This is a genomic window from Nosocomiicoccus sp. HMSC059G07 (assembly GCF_001815515.1).
Classification (GTDB): domain Bacteria; phylum Bacillota; class Bacilli; order Staphylococcales; family Salinicoccaceae; genus Nosocomiicoccus; species Nosocomiicoccus ampullae_A.
This window is the reverse complement of the sequence record NZ_KV820785.1, coordinates 39,047-62,572: the sequence shown is the minus strand read 5'-3', so window position 1 is coordinate 62,572 and position 23,526 is coordinate 39,047. Positions and strand designations below refer to the sequence as shown.

The window sequence follows — 23,526 nt, the reverse complement described above, 5'->3', positions numbered from 1 at the left end:
TACTTACCTCCTTAAAACGCTTTCATTTATGTATGAGTTATTTTATCATATTTTTAAATTTTCTAAAAACTAAAGCATTATGATAGGAGATATTTATTTTATGATACACTTAATATGAAGATATATATGATATTTGTAGGTGAAAAAATGGACAACTATTTTAAGCAAGGAAACTTTGAATCGTTTGTGTACAAGCGATTGAATGAGGTTATTGATACTTACAAAAATGACACTGATAGTTACGTTGTTTTCGACTATGATAATACAAGTATTATTATGGATATTGAAGACAATTTAAATGTTTATTTGATGGAACATTTAGCATATCGGCTCACGCCTGAAGTGTTATATGAAACGTTAACGAATCCAGATTATCGTGAGGAGTTATCTCAAACGTTTGATAGTCGGTTTAAAAATGCGACAGGTTTTAATTTAGCTGAAGATATTTATAAGGAATATCAGTGGTTATACGATAATTACATTAGTCTAGAAAATCGTTCAGAGGATCTTTTAAAGAAGATTAAAGAGACAGACCACTACAAAACGTTTAGAGCCAAGTTAAGGCTGTTCCATACACATGTTAACGGCAAATTATCAAGGCGACCGTCTAATAGATGGATGACGTATTTATTTGCAGATCATACGATCGATTCATTTAAAGAGTTATGCCGAAATTGTATTAAAGAATCACTAGAAAAACCGTTTGAAAAAGTGACGTACGAAAGCTCAGAAAATATACCTGGAAAATCAGGTGTTGTCACTTCTAATTTTAAATCGGGATTATCAGTGCCTGAAGAATTATTAAACTTATATCACGCATTTACGAATAACGGAATTACGACTTATATCGTAAGTGCAAGTCCGAGAGTATATGTTGAAGTCGCAGCTGAAATGCTTGGGCATTCAGTAGAGTTAGATAATATTGTTGCCATGGAATTTGAAGAAGATAACGGCGTTATAACGCCCGTTATGAAAGCTGACTCACCAATCACAAAAGGCCCTGGTAAAACAGAGGCAATACAAAAGCTGATTATGCCGAAGCATAATGGTAAACAACCAGTTGCGATGTTTGGTGACAGTATCGGTGATTACGATATGATGCAAACGTTTACCGAAACACCACTATGCGTTATTTTTAACCGTCATATGACAGATGACTTTAAACAGTTAATCGATCTCGCAATTGAACAATATAATCAAAAAGATGCACGCTTTGTATTACAAGGACGCGATGAAAATACAGGTGTTCTTATACCGAGTCAATCATCGATTTCATTTGGAGAAACTGAACCAAAATTATAAATAAAAGGAGTGTTTCACGTGAAACGCACATTTAACTTATCAGCAGGCCCAGCAATGTTACCGACATCTGTTTTAGAACGCGCACAAAAAGAGATGTTAGATTATGACGGGACAGGCATGTCTGTAATGGAGATGAGTCATAGAAGTAGTTACTTTGATGACATTATCCAAGATGCTGAAAAAAACTTAAGAGAATTACTTAATATTAACGATAATTATAAAATTCTCTTTTTACAAGGCGGAGCGAGCCAAGCATTCTATACGTTAGTTATGAACTTAAAACAATCTGGTAAAGTTGCATACATCGATAGCGGTAACTTTGCTAAAAAAGCATTAGAAGCTGCTGAAGAATTAAAAGACGACTATGGACTTGAAATCGACGTCGTTGCATCATCCAAAGAAGATGGTTATAAGTCATTACCAAACTATCCAGATACGTTAGAAGGTTATGATTACTTGCATATTTGCTCAAATAACACGATCGAAGGAACACAGTTTAAAGAGTTCCCGATTTATAAGGGCATTCCTTTAGTCTGTGATATGAGTTCGGATATACTTTCACGTCCATTTAATATCAACGATTTTGGAATGATTTATGCAGGTGCTCAAAAGAACCTCGGTATTGCAGGACTAGCGCTCGTTATTATTCGAGAAGACTTACTCGGACTAAATGATATCCCTAAAATGTTTGACTACAAAGTCTTTAACGATAAAAACTCGATGTATAATACACCATCGACTTACCCTATTTATATTCATAAACTCGTGACAGATTGGTTGTTAGAAATTGGTGGTCTAGAAGAGATTTATAAGAGAAATAAAGAAAAAGCACGTATTTTATATGATTACTTAGACGAATCAACATTATTCGTACCTACTGCAAATAAAGACGCGCGTTCACTGATGAACGTCACGTTTTCTACAGGAAACGACGAGTTAGATAAAGAATTTGTAGCATATACGAAAGAAAATGGTTTTGAAAATATTAAAGGACATCGTTCAGTCGGTGGTATGCGTGCATCTATTTATAACGCATTCCCTATTGAAGGTGTAGAAGCACTCGTACAACTAATGAAGAAATTCGAAGAGGAGAATTAAGCAATGTCACAATTTGACATAAAAACATTTAACAGTATCGCAATTGAAGGTTTACAACGTTTTACAAAAGACAAGTACACAATCAACGAAACAGACGATCCAGAAGCAATTATTTTACGTAGTTATAATTTACATGATGAACCAATTAACGATAGTTTACTAGCAGTAGGTCGCGCAGGAGCAGGGTTTAACAATATTCCAGTAGATAAATTATCTGAAGCGGGCGTTATTGCATTTAACGCACCAGGTGCAAATGCCAACTCCGTTAAAGAACTCGTATTAACATCACTGATCTCACATGCAAGAAATACACTTGAAGCATCGCAATGGGCAACTGAGCTTACGGGTGATGATATTGCTACACAAGTCGAAGATGGTAAAAAGAAATTTAAAGGTCATGAAATTAAAGGTAAAACGCTAGGTGTTATTGGTCTTGGTCAAGTAGGTTTACTCGTTGCGAACGATGCAGAAAACCTTGGCATGGACGTTATCGGATACGACCCTTACATTAGTGTCGATGCTGCATGGAACATTAACCGCTCAGTTACAAAAGCATCATCAATCGATGAAGTGTTACAAAAAGCGGACTACATTACGATTCACGTACCGTTTTTAGAGAGTACAAAGCATATGATCGACTCAACAGCGATTCGTCAAATGAAAGCAACAGCAGTATTATTAAACTTCTCACGTGCTGAAATTGTAGACGAAGATGCACTTGTAAAAGCATTAAACCACAACAGACTCGGTCACTACATTAGCGATTTCCCTAATGAAACAGTACTCGGGCAAGATAAAGTAACACTACTCCCTCATCTCGGTGCTTCAACAGGAGAATCTGAGAAAAACTCAGCAGTAATGGTAGCAAATGAGTTAAAAGACTATTTAGAAAATGGAAATATCGTAAACTCAGTAAACTATCCAAGAGTCTCAATGACACTATCGTCACCGTTACGAATTGCGGTATGTAATAGGAACATCAAAAACATCATTGCATCACTTACAAAACTATTGTCTGAAGAAGGACTCAATATTGATCGTATCATAAACAAATCACGTGGAGATTACGCATATACGTTAGTGGATATCACTGAAGCGGATGAAGAAAAAGTAAAAGACCTCATCCAAGAAATCGAATCAAAGGACGGAATACTAAAGGTTCGACTCATTAAGAATTTAGAGCATGATGCATGGTATAACTAATAAGTAACGCTAGGCATTACTTATTATTAAAAGGAGAATTAATATGAAAGTTAAGTCTAAAGGTATTAATGATTTTACTAAGGCTGAGTTGGAAGAACTAGCTACGAATGGTCAAGTTATTGATGTGCGTTCTACTTTAGAACGTTTTTTCGGGAAAGTTAAGGGTGCAACGCATGTACCGCTTATGAAGGTTTCTAACTTTGATGGACCTAAAGATAAGACGTATTACGTATATTGTGCAAGTGGTATGAGAAGTCAAAGAGCATGTGAAGAATTAGCTGCTAAAGGTTATAAGACAGTGAACTTAAAGGGTGGCTACGGCTCATTTACAAACAAGTAAAATAACGCCCATCGTTTTTAATAATAACGGTGGGCGTTATTTTTATGCTTTTATAATACAACCAAAATAACGCTTATTTCAATATAGATTATGCTTTATGGATGGTTATTCAGTTTGACTGAATAACATTTAAGGGTATGTTCAAATAAATGGGGGTAATTCTTATGAGAAGAGTACTGATTTCTGGTGGCACAGGCCTTGTTGGAAATAAAATTATAGATAACTTTAGCAATGCTGAATTTTACGTTTTAACACGTTCTGATAGAGATAATACGGATAACGTCACTTATATAAACTGGTCTGAAGATGATTATTTAAAAGAAGTGCCTGAAGTTGATGTTGTCATTAACTTAGCGGGTGCGAGTATTAGTCAATTTTGGACAGAAGAAAATAAAGAAAAAATTGTTAAGTCGCGAGTAGAATCTACACGTAAATTAAAGAACATTATCGATAGACAAGATGAAAAACCATTTTTAATCTCAGCGAGTGCAGTTGGATATTATCCAACTTCTCAGACTAACCGCTATGTGGAAGATGATAAATATGAGCCGTTTGATTTTTTATCTGAAACAGTACATGTATGGGAGAATGAAGCAAAGAAAATTGAAGATACAGGTGTAAAGACTGCGTACACGCGATTTGGTATTATCTTTTCAAAAGAAGGCGGCGCATTGCCATTAATTGCTTTACCGTACAAATTGTTTGTCGGGGGTAATATTGGTGATGGTCATCAGCCATATGCATTTGTGCACATTGAAGATCTCGTCCGTGCTTTAGAATTTATAGCAGATAAAGAATTGACAGGTGTGTTTAATATTACTGCACCATATCCAGCGACCCAAGAAATTGTAGGTAAAAGTATCGCGAAGACGATTAAACGTCCACACTTAATACCAGCACCAAAGCTGTTATTTGAAATGACACTTGGAGAGCAATCTAAACTTATTACTGAAGGACAACGTGCGTTACCTAAACGTTTAATTGAAGAAGGCTTTAAATTTAAATTTGAAACGGTTGAAGAAGCAATCAGTGATTTATATGGCAAGTGATCGAACAGGAGAAAAATTATGTTTCTAGCATGGAATGAAATTAAAAGAAATAAACTAAAATTTAGTTTAATAATAGGCGTACTCGTTTTAATTAGTTATTTACTATTCTTGCTTTCAGGACTCGCAAAAGGGCTTATCAATATGAATACTGAAGGAATAGATGACTGGCAGGCGGACGCTATCGTATTAAATAAAAACGCGAACGAGACGATTCAACAATCAAAATTTAATGTCTCGCTTGTTGATGATAAGTTTAAAGAAAGTGCACGACTCAAACAAACAGGTGTCATTGTTTCGAATAACGATAAAGAAGAAAATGCTATTTTCTTTGGTACAGAAGAGAACTCATTTTTAGTACCGAAGATAATTGAGGGAGAAACTCCACAGCATGAAAACGAAGTATTAATTGATAAATCCCTAAAAGAAAAAGGGTTTAAAGTTGGAGATAATCTAGAACTGACACAAGTTGATGAGGTATTAAAAGTCGTTGGAGTAACTGAAAGTGCAAAATTTAATGCCTCCCCTGTAATTTTTGGAGATTTTGATACTTTTTTAAAAATTAACCCAATGTTAAGTGAAGGTGAAACCAATGCAGTTGTCGTTAAAGATAAAGATTTTAATGATGTGAAATTAGATAATGATTTAGAAGTTTTAGCAATTGAAGATTTTATTGAAGAGCTCCCAGGCTATAAAGAACAAAATTTAACATTAAACTTTATGATAGGTTTTCTATTTGTCATATCGATGACAGTTATCGGTGTATTTCTATATGTTATTACATTACAAAAAATTAATTTATTTGGAGTGTTAAAAGCACAAGGGTTTACTAACGGTGACCTCGCAAAAGTGATGATATCACAAACGTTTATTCTATCAGCAATTGGTACAATTATCGGATTAATATTTACACTCATCACAGCGCTAGTACTTCCTGACATTGTTCCAATTAAATTTGAATATTCAACGCTTGCGTTATACGGAGCAATTTTAATCGTCGTTTCTTTACTCGGTAGTCTATTTTCAATATTTACAATAAGAAATATCGACCCCTTAGAAGCGATCGGATAGGAGAATATTATGTTAAAATTTGAAGAAGTCTCAAAAGAATTTAAAGATGGTAAAGAAATTATTGAAGCGGTTCAACCAGTTTCCTTAACTTTAAATAAAGGAGAATTAGTCGCAATTATTGGACCCTCTGGTTCAGGAAAAAGTACATTTTTAACGATGGCAGGCGCACTACAAAAGCCATCAAAAGGTATAATTTCAATTGATGATGAAAAAATCACTAATTTAAATGATAAAGAACTCGCAAAGTTGCGATTACAGAAAATAGGGTTTATACTTCAGACGTCAAACTTAGTGGATTTTCTAACAGTGTCACAGCAATTCGAGTTGTTAAAGAAATATAAAAAAGATGTTATATCTGACGAAAAGTTAGACCAGTTACTTAAACGACTCGATTTAGACAAAACAAAAAATCAATTACCATCAGAAATATCCGGTGGACAGCGACAAAGAGTTGCGATTGCTAAAGCTTTATATACAGATCCTGCGATTATATTAGCAGATGAACCAACCGCATCGCTGGATACAAATAATGCTTTAGAAGTAATGGAGATTTTACGTGAACTTACAAAAGAATACGATAAAATAACGATTATTGTGACGCATGATAATCGTCTCATTCAATATTCAGACCGTGTATTAGAAATGATTGATGGTAAGCTAACAGAGACAAAACAGTAGTATATGGAGGATATAGAATGTTTAGTGTTGATGAATCTTTGACCTTGAAAATAGTAATCGCTATATACTTTCTATTGTTATTAGTGATGACGATATTTCTTGGTCGTAAGGTGAAGACTTACGAAGATTATAATATCGCAAGTAGAAATGTATCGATGTTTCCACTTATACTGACCTTTGTTGGAACAGGAGTTGGCGGTGCGACGCTTCTAGGGTATACAGAAAATGGACGTGTACTCGGAATGGGACAAATGTGGATACATATAACAATGTTATTTGCGGTTATTGTACTTGCTTCATTCTTTTTAAAGAGAATCCGTTTAATCGGAGAAGAGTACAATATGGTCACAATTGGAGATTTCACTGCTTTGAAATACGGTGAAACGGCAAGAATCCCAACAGCAATTAGTTTCTTGTTTGCATATTGTTCAATGACAGGAATGCAGTTTGTTGCGATTGCATCTATTTTAAACTTAACCATCGGTTTAAATATGACTTTAGGGATTATTATAGGTTGGTTATTCTTAAGTTTTAAAACATATATTGGTGGATTAAAAGTAGTCGTATGGCAAGATGTTATACAAGGGTTACTACTTACAGTCGGTATTTTTATATTGCTTATAGGGGTACTACAACAATCAGGCAGTTATAGTCAAATGATTATAAATGCAGATTCAATGGGTGAAAAAGCAATGCTTAGCGTTATGAATATAACGCCGAAAGAAATACTCATTTACTTATTAACACTTGCATGCTATCAATTTATTAGACAAGACGTATGGCAAAGGATATGGGCAGCTAAAAGTTTAAATACAGCGAAAAATGCGTATTGGATCTCAATGGTTATTGCGATTCTTTTAGGTGCTATTACGATATTAATCGGTATTTATAGTAAATATGGTTTACACTTAGAAGTAGAAGAAACGTCGCTGACATTCTATTATGTCGTACAATCGGTATTTCCGTTCTCTCTTGTTATATTTATGATTGTAATATTACTTGCCGCTGTGATTTCAAGTGCGGATTCGTTCTTTATTGCAGGATCTTCATCTGTTGCGAACGATATAATTAAACCGAACGTCAAAACAAAAGATGATAAAAAGATGCTGAAATATAGTAGATTCTCAGTTGTTATCGTTTCTGTGATATCTCTTATCATGGCTTTAACGATACCTGGGCTTGTCAACTTAATGGTCACAGGGACAGCAATGTCAGTATCAGGATTACTTGTACCAGTTACAGCAGGGTTATTTATGAAACGTGTATCAAAAGAAGCTGGACTATATTCAATGTGGGTTGGACTCATTACAGCAGTCATTTGGCAGATTCTCAGTCATCCATTTGGACTCCACCCAATTATGATTGGACTACCAGTTTCACTAATTGTATTTATATTAGTTTCAAAAATGAATAAAAAAACAACGCCTACCGTTATAAATTAATAATGGTGGGCGTTATTATATTTCTCTAGGACTGTTGGAAAGCATTATTTATCAATATTTATTTGACCTCGTCATTTATTTGACCTCGTCAATTAATATAACGCATAGCGTTATAAATTCTCTGCCTCTTCTAAAATATACAGTCTGAGTCGATCGATCGTTTCTTTAATATCATCTTCTGTCGTTTCCGGATGAATCGTACACAGACGGAACACTTTTTTATTGTTTAGAGTCGTTGTATATGCAACACCGTATCCTGAGTCGGCAAGTTTTTTAGCTGCAAGGTTATTTAGATGATCATTTTCTTCATCAGTAAATGAGTCGTTATAATATCTGAAACTTAAAATAGATAGACTCGGCTGTGAGATAATTTCAAAGTTTTCGAGTGATTCTACGTAATCTTTTGTGTATTCTGCAAGTTCTTGACCATAGTCAATACGTCTTCTAAACTCATCTTCACCAACAACTTGTAACGTTAGCCATAATTTTACAGCGCGTGCTGGGCGTGTCAGTTCGATACCGAGCATCTCTGGATCGATAACGTCATCGTCTGATGTGATGTCGTCAAGATACTCTGCTTTTTCACCATAACTGTTAATGAGGTTGTCTTTATCTTTTACGATAATCATTGCACAACTATACGTTTGGAAGAGAAGTTTATGTGCATCCCACGTAACGCTATCAGAACGCTCGATCCCTTTAAATAACGCCTTACCTTTTGTAGATAATAAATGTGATGCACCGTATGCCCCATCGACGTGTTGCCAAATATTATATTCTTCACAAATATTTGCAATCGCATCGAAATCATCTACTGCACCGGTATTCGTTGTACCTGCAGTTGAAATAACGAGTGCTGGTATAAATCCGTTTTTCACGTCTTCTTCGATTGTCCTTTTTAGATGAGTAACGTTCATTGTAAAGTCTTCGTTATGATTAATGATACGTATATTATCCGCCGGGAATCCAGCTACATGTAAAGCCTTACGACCTGAGTGATGCGTTTGAGACGTTAAGTAAACGGTAGTTTGAGTGAGTTTGTCTAGCGTTACTTTTGCATCACGTGCTGTAACGACAGCCGTTAGATTCGCCATTGACCCACCCGATACAAAGACACCTCCGCTTGGCTTCACTTCATATCCAACTTTTTCTGCAAGATAGTTAATTAAATTACGCTCGATACTTATTGGTAACGTCGCGTTTTTAAAGTTCGAAGCATGGATATTATTTGCAGTTGTTAAAATATCACCTAACCATGATAATCGTGATGCTGGACCAGGGATAAACGAAAACGCACGTTTATGATTTGGACGATATAAATAAGTCAATACTTCGTTGTTTAACTCCGAAAGTACTTCATAAATATCCCTTCCAACTTTTGGAACCTCCATCTTTTCATACTTTTGAGTTAATTCTTTTGGTGCTTGTACAGTCGCTGGTAACTGACTGACATCTCGATTTAAGTATTTGTTGACCTCATCTCGAATTATCGTTTCTAGATCAAGGTTCGTTTCATTAAATGTCATTACATTCACCCTTTCGTAGTCATAAGTTGATTATAACTGACTATGATTTGTTAAATCTATTAATAATAAGATGTATAATAGTTGTAATCATTCTGTTTTTACTAAAAACTATAGGAAGATACGCTAAAAAATGCTAGAATAGAAATAAGACTGTATGTTTTATAATTAATATATTGTAAAGGAGTAATGAAATTGTTCGTTTTAGGTGCAGTAACAGATTGGCTTGTTATGGGATTCTTTATTGCAATTCCGGTATTCATGCTCTTTTTCCTAGTCGCACTCGTGCTTGAGGAAAATAGTTACAATAAGAAGAAAAATAAATAATCTGTCTAACTAAAGTTAGAAGATACTCCCCATAAAACATGCAGTATGCTGTATTGCTTTACGGGGAGTATTTTTATATTAAAAATTCGGGAGAAAACGATGAGAAAAATTCTATTATCAATGTGCTTAATACTCATCGCTGGTTGTTCAGCACAACCGGACGAGAAACCAAAAGAAACACCTGAAGAAAAAAATGAATCAATTGTTGAAGAAATTATTGATCTTGAAGAAGATTTTTATCAATTAGAGAAAAACAAAGATACGCTTAAATCTATAAAAGAGATCGACAAAGAAATTAACGAATCATATTATAGCAATAATTATACGTACAATAACCCTTTTATACGAGTTGATCCGTACGGTAATAGTCCGTTATCCGCATATGTAATGTTTAATACAGATGAACCGACGAAAGTAACGTATACCGTTACAGGGAAAACAAAAAACACGTCTTTTACTTATGAGTCATCAAACTACGAAGTACGTCATCAAATACCGATTGTTGGTTTGTATGCAGGAACGGTGAATGATGTTTTAATTACTGTAACAAATGAAAATGGCGAAGAACTTGAGCACCAAATAGAAATTGAAACAGATGAGTTAGATGAGGATTTCTACACTGTTGATACTGTTAAAGAAAAACAAATAAAAAGAACAGATGAACTGACGTTTGTAAAAGCAACAACTGGAGAATTGTTCGGAGTAGATCATGCAGGGGATATTCGTTTCGTACTTTCAAATATTTCGACAGAACTATTTGAATTCATTGAAGAAACGGGGCACTTTATATTAAATGTAACGCATGACGATACAAATACGATATTCAACGAGCTGATTGAGATTGATCCGATTGGAAAAATATATCGTGCGTATACGTACTCGCAGTCAAATTATGATGGAGGTCGACCGCTTCATGACGACGTTATAACGCTTGAAAATGGCAATGTACTGCTACTTACTCATAATAATGTTGATGAGCATAATTATGATGCTATGATAGAAGTTGACTGGGACAACGGTGAGATTGTGAATAATGTTAATTTTAAAGAAGTATTCCCTGAAGCGTTATATAAGTATCACGTCGGTGATGATTGGTTACACGTAAATAACGTCGACGTATCGGACGATTCATTAATCATTTCTTTCTTAAATCAAAATATCATTGCAAAAATGAGTTATCCAGAAAATAAAATAGAATGGATAATCACACGAGACGATAATTGGCCGAAAGAAGACGATGGGTTAGGTGAAAAGATTTTAAGTGCTGAAGGTGTCGACTTACCAATGTATCCATATAGTGTCGAAGTTTTACCGGATCAAGATAATAATGTTTCTACAATAGATGTATTAGTATTTGATAATTACGAGAGCGATATAGATCAATATAGTAGAGTAGTTCAATATCGTATATACCAATTAGAAGATAGAATTGAGGAAATTGACTCGTATCGTGAGCCGTTTTATAACAACGGAGGTAACGTATACTTTGAAGATGAAAATAATCGTGTATTCGTAACGTCTTCAATGTCGAGTGAAGAGAACCATATCACTTCTAACATTGTCGAACTTAGTCAAGAAAATAATGATGTTACATCTGAAATGCGTATTGAACGAGAGAAAGACGATAACCATGATTCTATCTATCGTGTGTATCGCATGCCGTTACTATCAGAAAACTATATAGTTGATGTATTAGTTGAGCCTGAAGAGTGATTTATAAGCAAATTTAATAATTGGAATGACAAAATTTAGTATATTGGTACATAGGAGTGATTATATGAATAATGAACTATACGAATTTATTAAAAATAAGGATTATCATTTAATTAGAGAAAGTATTTATAGTATCGCGATACTAGATAAAAGACCTGCGACAAAAGGCCATATTTTAGTCATGCCGAAGATGCCGATTGAAACATTTGGCGATATCGATAATAAAGTCGTACGCGGAGATCTAATGGCACTCATGCATAAAGTCGCGACGAAAGATATGGATAAAGATTATACGATCGTGTGCCATAACGGTGAATCTGCTGGCCAAACGGATTCACAAGTACACTTTCACTTTATCCCAAGAGATGACAAAGATAATTTAAACTTTGATCTACCTCATAACACTTCAATTAATGTAGATGAGGTTTTAGAAGATATAAAAGTGAAAAGAGCAGAAAAATTAAAATAACGAGAAGGAAACCCTTCTCGTTTTATTTTTGTTGAAAAACAGAACATACGTTCTTATAATAAAATCAAGGAGATGGTAAAGATGATCCTCGATTATAGAAATATTCCATACGAACAACTCGATTCAAACATCCCTATTGGCCGAGGGATGATTAAGTGGATGCCGTTTGCAACGATGCCTGAACAATACGAAAATGTAAATCAAATGATTCAAAATCAATTAAAAAAAGAGTATCCAAAGTTAACGGATGACGCACTTCAACATAATGAGCGCATGCTGCAATCATTGCTCGGTAAAAGAGCCATTATTCGGTATTGGGCGAATGGGTATGAGATGATGATTGAATGTACGGTAGAAAGTATTATCAAAGAAACGAATATGATTATGGTGAATAAAGATAATTCTCTACTCCCGATTTATTTTTATCACATTTATGAGGTTGAACAAGGTAGTAATTTATGGGCATAAAAAAGTGGCGCCTGAAAGGTGCCACTTAATTGGTTCTATGACTCTAATCGACTGAGTCGACTTGTAAGAGCTTTGTATTTTGGTGATTTTTCTTTTATCCAGAATAGTAATAAGATAAATAACATCGCACTCACAAGCATTGCGAGTAATACGTATATGACTGTACTAAATTCGTGATCGAATGCCTGGTTGAATATTGCTGTTCTGTAACCGATGACTGTATAAGACATTGGTAAGAATTCATATAGTTTTTGGTAAATCGCGTTTGTCGTTTCGATTGGGAATGTTCCCCCACTCGCTGATAATTGAACGATGAGTAAGATGATACTTAAGAATTTACCGAAGTTACCGAATAATGTAACTAACGCACCAATCATCGTAATAGATAATAACGCCCATACATAGTTGAGTAGGAAGAATCTCCAGTTACTACCGATATCGACTTGCATAATGAAGTCAACGACAATCGTAATGAGTGATGAGATGATTAATGCATGTACCATATATAGGAGCATACGGCTGACCCATGCTTTAAATACACCAGTATGTTCATCAAATATTTTGTTGTTTGGATAGACGACGTTAAACGTAATTGATCCAATGAATAAGCTAATTGCAACGATTAACGGTGCAAAGCTTTGTCCGTAGTTTTGAGTCTTAACTACGTTATTCGTTTCTAAATGAACGGGTTGTGCGATATCTTTTGCACCCGCTTCAGTAAACGCTAGGTTTTCTTCCTCGATTTTATCGAGTACTTTTTTAAATTGCGTATTAATTTCGTTTAATGAGTCTGAAAGCTGTTGTGAACCTTGTTGTAACTCACCTAAACCGTTATTTAATTGTCCCATTCCATTAGCTAATTCGTTCGCGCCATTTGCTGCTTCGCTTGCTCCTTGAGCAAGTCGATTTGCTCCACCACTTATTTCGCTAGCACCTTGCTCTAATTGACCTTGTGCCTGGACGAGCTGTTGTCCTGCAGGACCTAAGTTTGGTGCAATTTGCTCTAGTTGTGCAGTCATTTGTTGCTCACCTTGGTAGAGCTGACCAGCTCCTCCACTTAACTGATTTGCACCATCATTGAGTTGTCCGATACCATTGTTTAATTCATTTGCTCCTTGAGATAGTTGTCCTGAAGCGTTATGTGCTTCAATAAGACCAGCATTTAATTCATCTGCTCCATCTGTCAGTTGCTGAATTGCATCTTGCGCGTCTTTACTGTCTGACTCTACAGAGTTTAGTTGATCGACAATCGCTGTAATATAATTATCAGTAATTTCTTTACGTACTTCTTCGATAATGAAATGTCCTACTTGCTCTGACATGAGAGAACCGATGAAGTTATGTCCAGGGTTTAAGTTCAGAGACATTTCAACTTGCTCAGGATTATCCGTTAAGAAGGACGTCGCTTTTTTAGACGTGTCTTCAGGAATCACGATATATCCGTACGTATCTCCTTTTTGTAACGCTTTTTTCGCAGTATCTAAATCAGTAAACTGCCAATCTAAACGATCTTCCTCTTTTAATTCTTCTATTAAAGAATCACCGACATGGATTTCCTCGTGACCTTTGTCTTCGTTTACGATGTGAAATTTCATCTCTTCAGTATTTTCATATGGATTCCACATTGCACCTAAAAAGATAACAGCATATATAAATGGAAGTGTTGAAACGACTAGAAGAGAAATTAATAACACAGGCGTTTTCCGTATAAACTTAAAATCTCTTAACATTTAATCACCTTTACTTTTTAATTTCCGTCAAAATGATGAGTACAATAAAACATTATAATACGCAGTGAGTCGAATTACAAGAATTTTAATCAACATAGTGTATAATATTATACAAAGAATAAAACAGGAGCGATAGAAATGAAAAAAATGGATTTGCGAGTGATCAAGACGTTAAAACGTATCGATGAATCAATCGTCGAGCTACTTCGTGAGAAAAGTTTTGAAGATATCACGGTAAAAGACATTTGCGAACATGCGATGATTAACCGTGGAACATTTTATAGCCATTATAAAGATAAATACGATCTCATTGACTCATATCAAAAAGAGTTAATGATTGGTGTGGAGGATGTGCTATATAGAAGTAAGGAAGTAACTCAAAAAGAAGAAGAAATGAAAAAGATACTTGAAGGGTTATTTGTATATATCGAAGACCATAAAGATAAAATATTCGCAACGGCAATTGCAGTCGGTCGATTACAATTTATAGAGGAGTTCTCAAAATATACGTATAAATTTTATGAGGCGAAACAAAAAGAGTATGGTATTACAATCGCTCAAGATAATTTTAGAAATTATCTTATTACGTATATGTCCAATGCACATATCGGTATTATACATCGTTGGTTAGAAGGTGGTTGTAAAGAATCGCCAAAAGAGATGGCTAATACCGTAGAGAAAATTACAGTGAACGGAATTTTTAAATCACTTTTAGTAAATGAAGAAGTAGTTATATAAAGGAGTGCCTAGAAGGTGCTCTTTTTTATATACATTTTAATTATTCAAAAAAATTAAAATCTTTTAACTATTTCATGAAAAGGTATTGTAAACGGAGAGAAAAAGGTATACGATACTTAAATGACTCATATCAATTTTATAAAAATGAATGTCAAAAATAAGAAAAGGAGGAGTCAATATGTCCAACAATGAAATGGACCGTGGTCTAAAAGCACGTCACGTCTCTATGATTGCGATTGGTGGTGCGATTGGAACAGGGTTATTTGTCGCGACAGGTGGTGTAATATCTCAAGCTGGACCCGGAGGGGCTTTACTTGCATATTTAATTATCGGTGTCATGCTTTACTTTTTAATGAGTACTATCGGGGAGCTTGCGACGTTTTATCCAGTGTCAGGTGCATTTAGTGCGTTCTCGACGCGTTTTATCGATCCATCGGTTGGGTTTGCAATCGGTTGGTTATATTTAATTATCGGCGTATTAGTATCTGCGGTTGACATAATCGTTGCTGCAAACGTAATTACGTTTTGGGAAGCGATGCAGTTTCTTTCACCATTTGGCTGGGGTATCGTATTTTTCATTATCATCGTATTACTAAATATATTTACAGTAAAACTTTATGGTGAAGCGGAATATTGGCTTTCTCTTATAAAAGTTACTACGATTTTTGTATTTATCGTATTCGGTGTGTTAATGATTTTTGGAATCCTTGGTGGTGAAACGTACGGCTTTAAAAACTACACAATTGGAGAAGCTCCGTTCGTTGGTGGCTTTGCTGGATTCTTTAGTGTACTACTTATAGCTGGTTTCTCTGTCGGAGGTACTGAAGTTGTTGCAGTCACTGCTGGAGAATCTGACGAACCAGAAAAATCGATGCCTAAAGCAGTAAAGCAAGTGTTTTGGAGAATACTTATATTCTATATCGGTTCAATTGCAGTCATTTCAGCGATTTTACCATACACAGATCCGATGTTATTAAACGAATCCGGATCAGTAAACCAAAGTCCGTTTACAATTGTTTTCGATAGAATTGGTATTGCATTTGCTGCGTCTGTCATAAACGCAGTTGTTTTAACAGCATTACTTTCAGCATCGAACTCGATGTTATACACAGCAAGTAGAATGTTATATTCACTCGCAAATAATAAGCAAGCACCAGCATTTTTAGGAAAAGTTAACGAACGTACACGTTCTCCGCTTTCAGCGGTCATTACAGTAATCGTTGCCGTGTTTTTAATTATTGTATTTTCTAACTTCAAAGAAAATGCGATTTTCTTCTTATTAGAACTCGTTGGATCGCTGATCATTGTGGTTTGGGGCTCTAACGTTTGGGCGCAAATTCGATTACGTAAAGCAATCAAAGTACAAGGAAAAAATGTAGAAGACGTCTTACCATTTGTCGGTAAAGGGTATGTGATTGGTAAAATAGTTGTGATTGGAGTGCTACTCTTACTATTCGCAGGTGGGGCTATTCCACACTTATTAAACTTAAACTTTAAAAATGTCTTTGGACATTTCTTACCGTTTATATTATTTGGAGCAGCAATTGTTATTCATAAGTTAATAACAGGTAGTAAAATGGTCAAGCTGTCTGAGATAGACTTAGAACGTAAACGCACAGAATAATCTTAAAGAGTACTGATCTTTCAGTACTCTTTTTTAGAGGTGAAACGATGATTATTACGACGCCATTAAAGTACGATGCAGCACTGCGCGATGAGACTATTGAGTTAGGAAAAAAGTACAATATAGAATTTGTTGAGCGTTATAAACAAAGCGTGAAACAACTAAGGTCTAGAAGTAACGATATACTCATTATCGGAAAAGAAAAAGTACAGTATATATCAGAAGAAGGTACATTCACGTATCATCCGAATTTTGCTCAAGTCCGATTACGACGCTTACTAAAAGGTGAAGACGATCCATTTTTAGAAGCCACAAATCTAAGAAAGAACGATAAAATATTGGACTGCACAATGGGACTCGCATCAGACAGCTTAATCGCAGCCCATGTAACGGATAGTGTTACATCTCTCGAGTCCGTTCGTAGCATATATTTGACTGTGTCTATAGGGTTAATAAAATATCGCTATACGTTACAACAATTAGAGAAGGCTTCAAAGCGTTTAACAACATATAATGTAGACGCATATTCATACTTAAAAGAACAACCAGAAAATAGTTATGACGTCGTCTATTTCGACCCGATGTACGATGAAGCGGTACAATCTGAAGGTATAGACTCATTAAAGCAACATGCAAACTATGCAAATTTAACAGAAGAAATAATTGAAGAGGCAAAACGTGTGGCAGCTAAAAGAGTTGTTTTAAAAGCGCATTATAATAGTCCCTTATTTAAACAATTTGGATTTATGCAATGCATTCGTAAAAACACCGTATCGCATTATGGAGTTTTACTCACATCATAAAGACTTTATTTTTCCTTCATACGTTTAATAATAGAATCGATTGATATTAATCTGTATAATGGAAATTGATATAATATTTCGTTTGCAATAGTTATTTTGAAGTGCATAAAAGAATTTAAATATAAGGAGATTATTATGAAGATAGCATACATTATCGATAGTACAGCGGATCTCGATCCAGCTTATGAAAATCACCCAGATATTTATCGAGTGAGTCTTCACGTGACATATGAAAATGGCGACGTGATTGAGGACTCTAAAGATGAAACTAAAATTCAAGAATTTTACAGAAGGTTAAAAAAAGAAAAGACGCCACCAAAGTCATCACAGCCATCGCCTCAAGCGTTTATGGACGTATTAGATAAAATCGTCGAAAAAGGCTATGACGCAGTGATTGGTATTACTTTATCTGCAAAACTTAGTGGAACGTTCCAAACGATGCAGATGATTATGGAAGAATATAAAGACAAGATTCAAGTGTATCCAATCAACTCTGAAAACACATCTTACGTCATCGGTAGTATGGTCGAACAAGCGATGGAACTTGATGAATCAGGTGTTGAAATTGACAAGATTATCGAGCACTTAAAGTGGGTGGCAAGTGAATCAGAGGTATATTTACTCGTTAAAGATTTACACAACCTCGTAAAAGGTGGTCGTCTCGGTTCTGCATCGGCAGTTCTCGGCTCGTTATTACGCATTCGTCCAATTATGAAGTTTGATAACGATGAAGGCGTTAAGTTATATGAAAAAGTACGAACAGATCGTCGTGTCATGGCAAAATGGGTGGAAATATTAGTTGAAAAGTATGAACACTTTAAGGGGAATTTAGATGTCGTAGTTGTTCACGGTGACGTGGAACAAGACGCATTAAAAATTGTGGAAAACTTTAAAGAAAAGTTTCCGGATATTAAATACCACGTTTATTACTTAGGATCAGTACTTGGAGTACATGGTGGTAATGGCGCAATTGGTATGGCATTTATTCCAAATCAATACGAAAAATAATATAAAAGGCACGTTTCCTAAACTTAGGGAACGTGCCTTTGTTATTATTTTCTTAATGATGCTAAGAAACTTAAAATTGAAAGTGATGCAAGTTTAAGTGATGATTTTGACTCATCAAAGCTATCTCCAGCTAAGTAGTGCTTTACAGCTGCCGCACTCATAACGATCGATGCCATTAACGCACCGAGGCGTCCGAATGTTTTACTAACTAGTGATAAGCTCATTAACACTGCGCCGACACTTTCTAAGTAGCCAGCAATTAACATTTCTCTGGAGTTTACATTGAATTTTTTCTCAAAGTCTTCTCCAAGTTCACCGTTCGCTCTTACTTTATTTACACCTGACTGGTAGATGTTTGATGCAACGTACCAGTTAATAATATGTCTAAACATAATTGTCCACTCCTTCTAATTGTCTATTATACAATGTATCCAATTCATACGTATGTTAAACGCTCTAAAACAAAATTAATACAAAATATGTAATAATCGATAGTAAACTCGATGTGACTAAGAGAGATACCATCGGTGCTTTTGCTTTGTTAAAGAGAGTTTTAAACGAAACGTTTAAACCGAGGCCAACCATTGCCATAATCATAAAGAACTTCGCTATTTCGTCAACGATACTCGACACATTGCTCGGAATATCTATAAACGTATTGACGACAGCAAGTAATAAAAAGCCGATTAAAAAATATGGGAAATTCACTTTTTGTCTATCATTCGTGCTGTTATTTCGCTTTGACCATATGTACATTAATGCAAAGCTCACCGGCACGAGTAAAAATACACGAGACAATTTTGCGAGTAACGCATACGCGAGACTATCGTCACTTACTCCACCTGCTAATACGACTTGTGCAATTTCATGTAAGCTGATTCCAGCCCACATGCCGTACACTGTGTCTGTCATTGAAACGACCGGGTATAAGAATGTGTAAATGAGTGCGAAAAACGTCCCGACGAGCGATATTAAACCGATGCTAATCGCTGTGTCTTCTTCATCACTTTTAATAATCGACGATACCGCACCGATCGCAGCGGCACCGCATATGCCTGTACCAAATCCAAGTAATAACGCGATGTCTTCATTACCTTTAAGTAGCTTATTGATGAACATTAATAGGAACACACTAAAAAGAATTACGAAAACACCACCGACGAGTAGCCATAGACCATCAGTTGCGATTGTATATAAGTTAAGTTTTAGTCCGTATAAAATAATCGCGACACGTAGTAACTTTTTAGATACGAACGTAATGCCGTCGGATAATAGTTCTGGGTAACCTAGAGTATTTCTGTAAATCATAGAGATAATAATCGCAATTGCAAGTGCACCAATACTCGATAGTAACGGTAGTTGAGCGAGTATATAACTGATTGAAGCAATTAGTATTGTAAATAAAATGCCATATGTAAATAACTTTTTATTTTTCATAGGTTCCCCCTCCTATACTTAATATTATAATCTAATAATATCTATACTTGGTCAACATGTTAAATGTGTTATAACGTAGCTTTAATATGATAAACTAGAACTGTTAACACTCATAAAGGAGACATCTATATGAAAGTCGCACTATTTGATTTTGACGGAACACTTTATCCATATGAAACGTTCCAAACACTTCGATACCATATGCGTGACAATCCAAAATATAAAAAGTACTATAAACACTTTGTTCGTCGCTTTGCACCGACGTATTTTGGGCACAAATTAAAACTCGTTCCAGAACTCCAATTTCAAAATAAAGCATTAGAATCCTATATTTATGCATTTAAAGGTGCTTCTAAAGATGAAGTGGAGACATTTTTCAGTGAAGTCGGAGAAGCGATGAGAGAACAGTTAAACCAAACGGTGGTCGAAAGGCTACAATGGTTACGTGATAACGACTACTATACGATTTTAATTTCAGGTGCATTTCAACCGATGTTAAAGGCGATGTTTAAAGATGAATTTAGCCACATTATCGGTTCAGAAGTGAATTACAATAAGAAGGGCATCCTATCGACTAAAATACCATTTGTACGAGTATTTGGTGCGAGGAAAATCGATTTAATTCGTAATCATTTAAAACATAATAATGTCGACTGGGATAAAAGCCATGCATATAGTGATAGTGCGACGGATTTAAGTATGTTAAAGCTCGTAGGGCATCCAGTCGTAGTGAAACCAGATGCGAACCTTAAAATTATCGCGAACAAAAATGGTTGGGAAATTTTAAATTAAAGGATGATATAACTATGTCATTAATCAACATCAGTGAATCAGAACTATATCCGACAGAGTCATTCGGACCTGCGGTCGAAGGTACGTTGATTTATAATGTACAAGGACAAGCAGAGTGGGAAGGTGCATTCATTACAACGAATGAACGTCTTATAATGAATGTCAATATGAACGGTGAAGCATACCGCAGAGTATTTGATTATAAAGATATAAAAGACGTATATCAGAATGAGCACGGGCTATTTATTGAATTCCCTGAAGGGATGGGGAAAATAGCACTCGTAGACACGAAAACAGGCAATGAAGAGACATTTGTTGAATATGTTAAAAAGAAGTTAGGTTAACTTAAAAAAGATAAGTTCTAGGCTTTTATAACGATATTGAGACATATATAATAATAATTGAATATGAAATAGGGAGATCGATTCAATATGGCAAATGAGGAGAAGAAAAATGTAGTCCTTATTGGGGGCGGCATTATGAGTGCAACGCTAGGTGCGCTCATTAAAGAGTTAGAACCAAGCTGGAATATTAAGATGTTTGAAACGCTAGAAGCTCCTGCTCTAGAAAGTTCAAGTCCATGGAACAACGCAGGTACAGGGCACTCAGCACTATGTGAGTTAAACTACACACCAGAAGACGCTAACGGCAACGTTGACATTACTAAAGCGGTAAACGTCAATGAAAAATGGCAAACGTCATTACAATATTGGGCACATTTAGTAAATTCAGGTCAGTTAAAAGCCCCAGAAAAATTTATTAAAAAAGTACCGCACTTAAGCTACGTCGAAGGTAAAGAAAACGTGGCATTTTTAAAGAAACGTCAAGAACTATTAAAAGACCATCCATTATTTGAAGGTATGGAATTTAGCAGTGATAAAGAAACGTTAGAACAGTGGATGCCGCTTATGATGGGAGGACGCGAGTCATTCGATGACATCGCTGCAACGTATATCGATAAAGGTACAGACGTTAACTTTGGAGAGTTAACGAAGCAATTATTCGATAATCTAGAAGAACAAGGCGCCTCATTACAATATAAACATGAAGTCGTAGATTTAAAGAGAATTGACGACAGTAAATGGGAAGTTCAAGTGAAAGATTTAACGACTGGGAGATCAGAATTCCATATTGCGGACTTCGTATTTATCGGTGCAGGTGGCGGAAGTTTACCACTGTTACAAAAGACAAAATTACCAGAGTCTAAAAACATCGGTGGTTTCCCAGTGAGTGGACTTTTCCTCGTCTGTCAAGATGAAGAGATCGTTAACCAACATGAAGGAAAAGTATACGGTAAAGCAAAAGTTGGTGCCCCACCAATGTCAGTACCACACTTAGACACACGTTATATCGATGGTAAGAAATCATTACTGTTCGGACCGTTCGCAGGATTTTCTCCGAAGTTCTTAAAAACAGGGTCATACTTCGATTTAATTGCTTCTGTAAAACCAAACAACGTGTTTACAATGCTTGCTTCAGGAGCGAAAGAAATTCCATTAACAAAATATTTAATTAGCCAATTATTACTATCAGACAACGATAGAATTGAAGAGTTAAGAGAGTTCGTTCCAACAGCGAAAAAAGAAGATTGGGATACAATCATAGCAGGACAACGTGTTCAAGTCATTAAAGATACAGACAAAGGAAAAGGAACATTAATGTTCGGAACAGAAACAATCGTTTCTGAAGACGGAACTGTCGCAGCGTTACTCGGAGCATCACCAGGTGCTTCAACATCAACTGATGCGATGATCAACGTATTAAAACACTCATTTAAAGATTCGTTTGAAAAGTGGGAAGTGGAACTTAAAAAGATGATTCCATCTTATGGTAAAAAACTTTCAGACGAAAGAGATTTATATAACGTCATTGACAAAGAAGTACGTGAAGTACTAAAGATTAACTAAAATAACGCCTAGCGATACTAAGTCGTTAGGCTTTTTGTTGGATTCTCTAGAAAGTTATAACGCTATCGGTTATAATATAATAACGATAGAAATAACGATAGGAGAGACGACAATGCAAACACCAGTGTATTATTCAACGGCACAAGTGACAGATATGGTCGAATTGTCTGATCAAAATGTACGTAAATACTTCCGTATGCTAGAAGAACGTGGATATGAAGTAACACGTGACGAATACCAACGACGTCTATTTTCTCAAAATGACGTACTTATATTACAAGAGATGATCAAAATCTCTAAAGAACCCGGATATACGCTAGAGCTCGCTGCAGATGAAGTATTAAAACAAGCAGACGATATTATAGAAAAAAATAAAGAAGAGAAAAATGACGTTGCGTCGAATGAAGAGGTACTAAAAGCACTACGACTCGTCGTCGATAAGTTAGAAGAAATGCGTCAGGAAAACGTAGAACTTCATCAAAATATTAAAACGCTCGTATCACGACTCGACCGTTATGACGAAAATCTACTCGATACGAAAGAGCAACAACAACTCCTCGTATCAGAAGTATCTTCTATTAAAGAAGACCTTCAACATTCTGCTGAGAAAGTAGAATCTGATAATAAAGACCTAGAAGAAATAGAAGCATCGATTCCAAAAGAAGAAACAAAAGAAGAGCCATCAGAAGTAGAAGAAACTGAAGAAGTTAAAGATGAGTCTGAAGAGATAAAAGAAGAAATTCAAGAAGAATCAAAAACTGAAAGCGAAGATAATCGAGATAGTTACGATATGAATGATTATCAACC

At 35.5% G+C, this 23,526-nt stretch carries 24 protein-coding genes; 20 read left to right on the top strand and 4 right to left on the bottom strand.

The window, feature by feature from the left end; translation table 11 throughout:
• The first annotated feature begins 147 nt into the window (after positions 1 to 147).
• The 8 genes from HMPREF3029_RS01185 (at position 148) to HMPREF3029_RS01150 (ending at position 8,180) form a co-directional block, all read left to right on the top strand.
• Positions 148 to 1,302: an HAD family hydrolase gene (locus HMPREF3029_RS01185; protein WP_168165487.1), complete on the top strand. Its 1,155-nt coding sequence runs from the start codon at positions 148 to 150 to the stop codon at positions 1,300 to 1,302.
• An 18-nt stretch (positions 1,303 to 1,320) separates the two neighbouring features.
• A complete protein-coding gene (gene serC, locus HMPREF3029_RS01180) occupies positions 1,321 to 2,400 on the top strand; it encodes a 3-phosphoserine/phosphohydroxythreonine transaminase (RefSeq protein WP_070709298.1) in 1,080 nt (359 codons plus the stop codon).
• Positions 2,401 to 2,403: 3 nt separating this feature from the next.
• Positions 2,404 to 3,603, top strand: coding sequence for a 3-phosphoglycerate dehydrogenase family protein (locus HMPREF3029_RS01175; protein ID WP_068129130.1), 1,200 nt, complete (start codon positions 2,404 to 2,406; stop codon positions 3,601 to 3,603).
• 43 nt (positions 3,604 to 3,646) lie between these two features.
• Positions 3,647 to 3,943, top strand: coding sequence for a rhodanese-like domain-containing protein (locus HMPREF3029_RS01170; protein ID WP_068129133.1), 297 nt, complete (start codon positions 3,647 to 3,649; stop codon positions 3,941 to 3,943).
• Between the two features lie 164 nt (positions 3,944 to 4,107).
• Positions 4,108 to 4,992 (top strand): TIGR01777 family oxidoreductase, encoded by an 885-nt coding sequence (locus HMPREF3029_RS01165; protein WP_070709296.1) that lies wholly within the window; start codon positions 4,108 to 4,110, stop codon positions 4,990 to 4,992.
• An 18-nt stretch (positions 4,993 to 5,010) separates the two neighbouring features.
• Positions 5,011 to 6,060, top strand: coding sequence for an ABC transporter permease (locus tag HMPREF3029_RS01160; protein WP_070622624.1), 1,050 nt, complete (start codon positions 5,011 to 5,013; stop codon positions 6,058 to 6,060).
• A gap of 9 nt (positions 6,061 to 6,069) precedes the next feature.
• Positions 6,070 to 6,738 carry an ABC transporter ATP-binding protein gene (locus HMPREF3029_RS01155; protein ID WP_070709294.1) on the top strand — a complete coding sequence of 223 codons (669 nt, stop codon included), beginning with the start codon at positions 6,070 to 6,072 and terminating at the stop codon, positions 6,736 to 6,738.
• A gap of 17 nt (positions 6,739 to 6,755) precedes the next feature.
• Positions 6,756 to 8,180: a sodium:solute symporter family protein gene (locus tag HMPREF3029_RS01150; RefSeq protein WP_070709292.1), complete on the top strand. Its 1,425-nt coding sequence runs from the start codon at positions 6,756 to 6,758 to the stop codon at positions 8,178 to 8,180.
• Between the two features lie 110 nt (positions 8,181 to 8,290).
• Here HMPREF3029_RS01150 and HMPREF3029_RS01145 read toward each other — a convergent pair whose 3' ends face one another.
• A complete protein-coding gene (locus HMPREF3029_RS01145; RefSeq protein ID WP_070709290.1) occupies positions 8,291 to 9,706 on the bottom strand; it encodes a pyridoxal phosphate-dependent decarboxylase family protein in 1,416 nt (471 codons plus the stop codon).
• Between the two features lie 186 nt (positions 9,707 to 9,892).
• Between HMPREF3029_RS01145 and HMPREF3029_RS09330 the strand changes: the two genes are divergently transcribed.
• The 4 genes from HMPREF3029_RS09330 to HMPREF3029_RS01130 all read left to right on the top strand — a co-directional run bounded on the left by HMPREF3029_RS09330 (position 9,893) and on the right by HMPREF3029_RS01130 (position 12,680).
• Positions 9,893 to 10,030 (top strand): hypothetical protein, encoded by a 138-nt coding sequence (locus tag HMPREF3029_RS09330; protein ID WP_155974679.1) that lies wholly within the window; start codon positions 9,893 to 9,895, stop codon positions 10,028 to 10,030.
• 99 nt (positions 10,031 to 10,129) lie between these two features.
• A complete protein-coding gene (locus HMPREF3029_RS01140) occupies positions 10,130 to 11,743 on the top strand; it encodes an aryl-sulfate sulfotransferase (RefSeq protein ID WP_070709288.1) in 1,614 nt (537 codons plus the stop codon).
• Positions 11,744 to 11,807: 64 nt separating this feature from the next.
• A complete protein-coding gene (locus HMPREF3029_RS01135; protein ID WP_070622619.1) occupies positions 11,808 to 12,212 on the top strand; it encodes an HIT family protein in 405 nt (134 codons plus the stop codon).
• 81 nt (positions 12,213 to 12,293) lie between these two features.
• Complete coding sequence (locus HMPREF3029_RS01130) at positions 12,294 to 12,680, top strand: YolD-like family protein (RefSeq protein WP_068129141.1); 387 nt, start codon at positions 12,294 to 12,296, stop codon at positions 12,678 to 12,680.
• 35 nt (positions 12,681 to 12,715) lie between these two features.
• On the opposite strand, the gene HMPREF3029_RS01125 is transcribed toward HMPREF3029_RS01130, so the two are convergent.
• On the bottom strand, positions 12,716 to 14,410 hold the full coding sequence (locus HMPREF3029_RS01125) for a YhgE/Pip domain-containing protein (protein ID WP_070709286.1): 1,695 nt from the start codon (positions 14,408 to 14,410) through the stop codon (positions 12,716 to 12,718).
• Positions 14,411 to 14,548: 138 nt separating this feature from the next.
• Here HMPREF3029_RS01125 and HMPREF3029_RS01120 point away from each other — a divergent pair, with 138 nt between their 5' ends.
• From HMPREF3029_RS01120 to HMPREF3029_RS01105, 4 genes are all read left to right on the top strand, one after another.
• On the top strand, positions 14,549 to 15,148 hold the full coding sequence (locus tag HMPREF3029_RS01120) for a TetR/AcrR family transcriptional regulator (RefSeq protein WP_070709284.1): 600 nt from the start codon (positions 14,549 to 14,551) through the stop codon (positions 15,146 to 15,148).
• Between the two features lie 178 nt (positions 15,149 to 15,326).
• Positions 15,327 to 16,772, top strand: a complete 1,446-nt coding sequence (locus tag HMPREF3029_RS01115) for an amino acid permease (RefSeq protein ID WP_070709282.1) — start codon at positions 15,327 to 15,329, stop codon at positions 16,770 to 16,772.
• A 47-nt stretch (positions 16,773 to 16,819) separates the two neighbouring features.
• The gene (locus HMPREF3029_RS01110) at positions 16,820 to 17,575 is read left to right on the top strand and encodes a class I SAM-dependent methyltransferase (protein ID WP_070709280.1); all 756 of its coding nucleotides are present in this window, start codon (positions 16,820 to 16,822) and stop codon (positions 17,573 to 17,575) included.
• Between the two features lie 135 nt (positions 17,576 to 17,710).
• The gene (locus tag HMPREF3029_RS01105) at positions 17,711 to 18,583 is read left to right on the top strand and encodes a DegV family protein (protein WP_070457142.1); all 873 of its coding nucleotides are present in this window, start codon (positions 17,711 to 17,713) and stop codon (positions 18,581 to 18,583) included.
• Positions 18,584 to 18,627: 44 nt separating this feature from the next.
• On the opposite strand, the gene HMPREF3029_RS01100 is transcribed toward HMPREF3029_RS01105, so the two are convergent.
• Positions 18,628 to 18,975 carry a DoxX family protein gene (locus HMPREF3029_RS01100; protein WP_070457141.1) on the bottom strand — a complete coding sequence of 116 codons (348 nt, stop codon included), beginning with the start codon at positions 18,973 to 18,975 and terminating at the stop codon, positions 18,628 to 18,630.
• A 64-nt stretch (positions 18,976 to 19,039) separates the two neighbouring features.
• The gene (locus HMPREF3029_RS01095) at positions 19,040 to 20,020 is read right to left on the bottom strand and encodes a YeiH family protein (protein ID WP_070457140.1); all 981 of its coding nucleotides are present in this window, start codon (positions 20,018 to 20,020) and stop codon (positions 19,040 to 19,042) included.
• Positions 20,021 to 20,149: 129 nt separating this feature from the next.
• Here HMPREF3029_RS01095 and HMPREF3029_RS01090 point away from each other — a divergent pair, with 129 nt between their 5' ends.
• The 4 genes from HMPREF3029_RS01090 to HMPREF3029_RS01075 all read left to right on the top strand — a co-directional run.
• The gene (locus tag HMPREF3029_RS01090) at positions 20,150 to 20,812 is read left to right on the top strand and encodes an HAD family hydrolase (RefSeq protein ID WP_070709278.1); all 663 of its coding nucleotides are present in this window, start codon (positions 20,150 to 20,152) and stop codon (positions 20,810 to 20,812) included.
• A 14-nt stretch (positions 20,813 to 20,826) separates the two neighbouring features.
• A complete protein-coding gene (locus HMPREF3029_RS01085) occupies positions 20,827 to 21,156 on the top strand; it encodes a hypothetical protein (protein WP_070709276.1) in 330 nt (109 codons plus the stop codon).
• A gap of 87 nt (positions 21,157 to 21,243) precedes the next feature.
• Positions 21,244 to 22,719, top strand: coding sequence for a malate dehydrogenase (quinone) (gene mqo / locus HMPREF3029_RS01080; protein WP_070709274.1), 1,476 nt, complete (start codon positions 21,244 to 21,246; stop codon positions 22,717 to 22,719).
• Between the two features lie 112 nt (positions 22,720 to 22,831).
• Positions 22,832 to 23,526 (top strand): hypothetical protein (locus HMPREF3029_RS01075; RefSeq protein ID WP_070709272.1); only part of this gene is annotated, 695 nt, incomplete at its 3' end.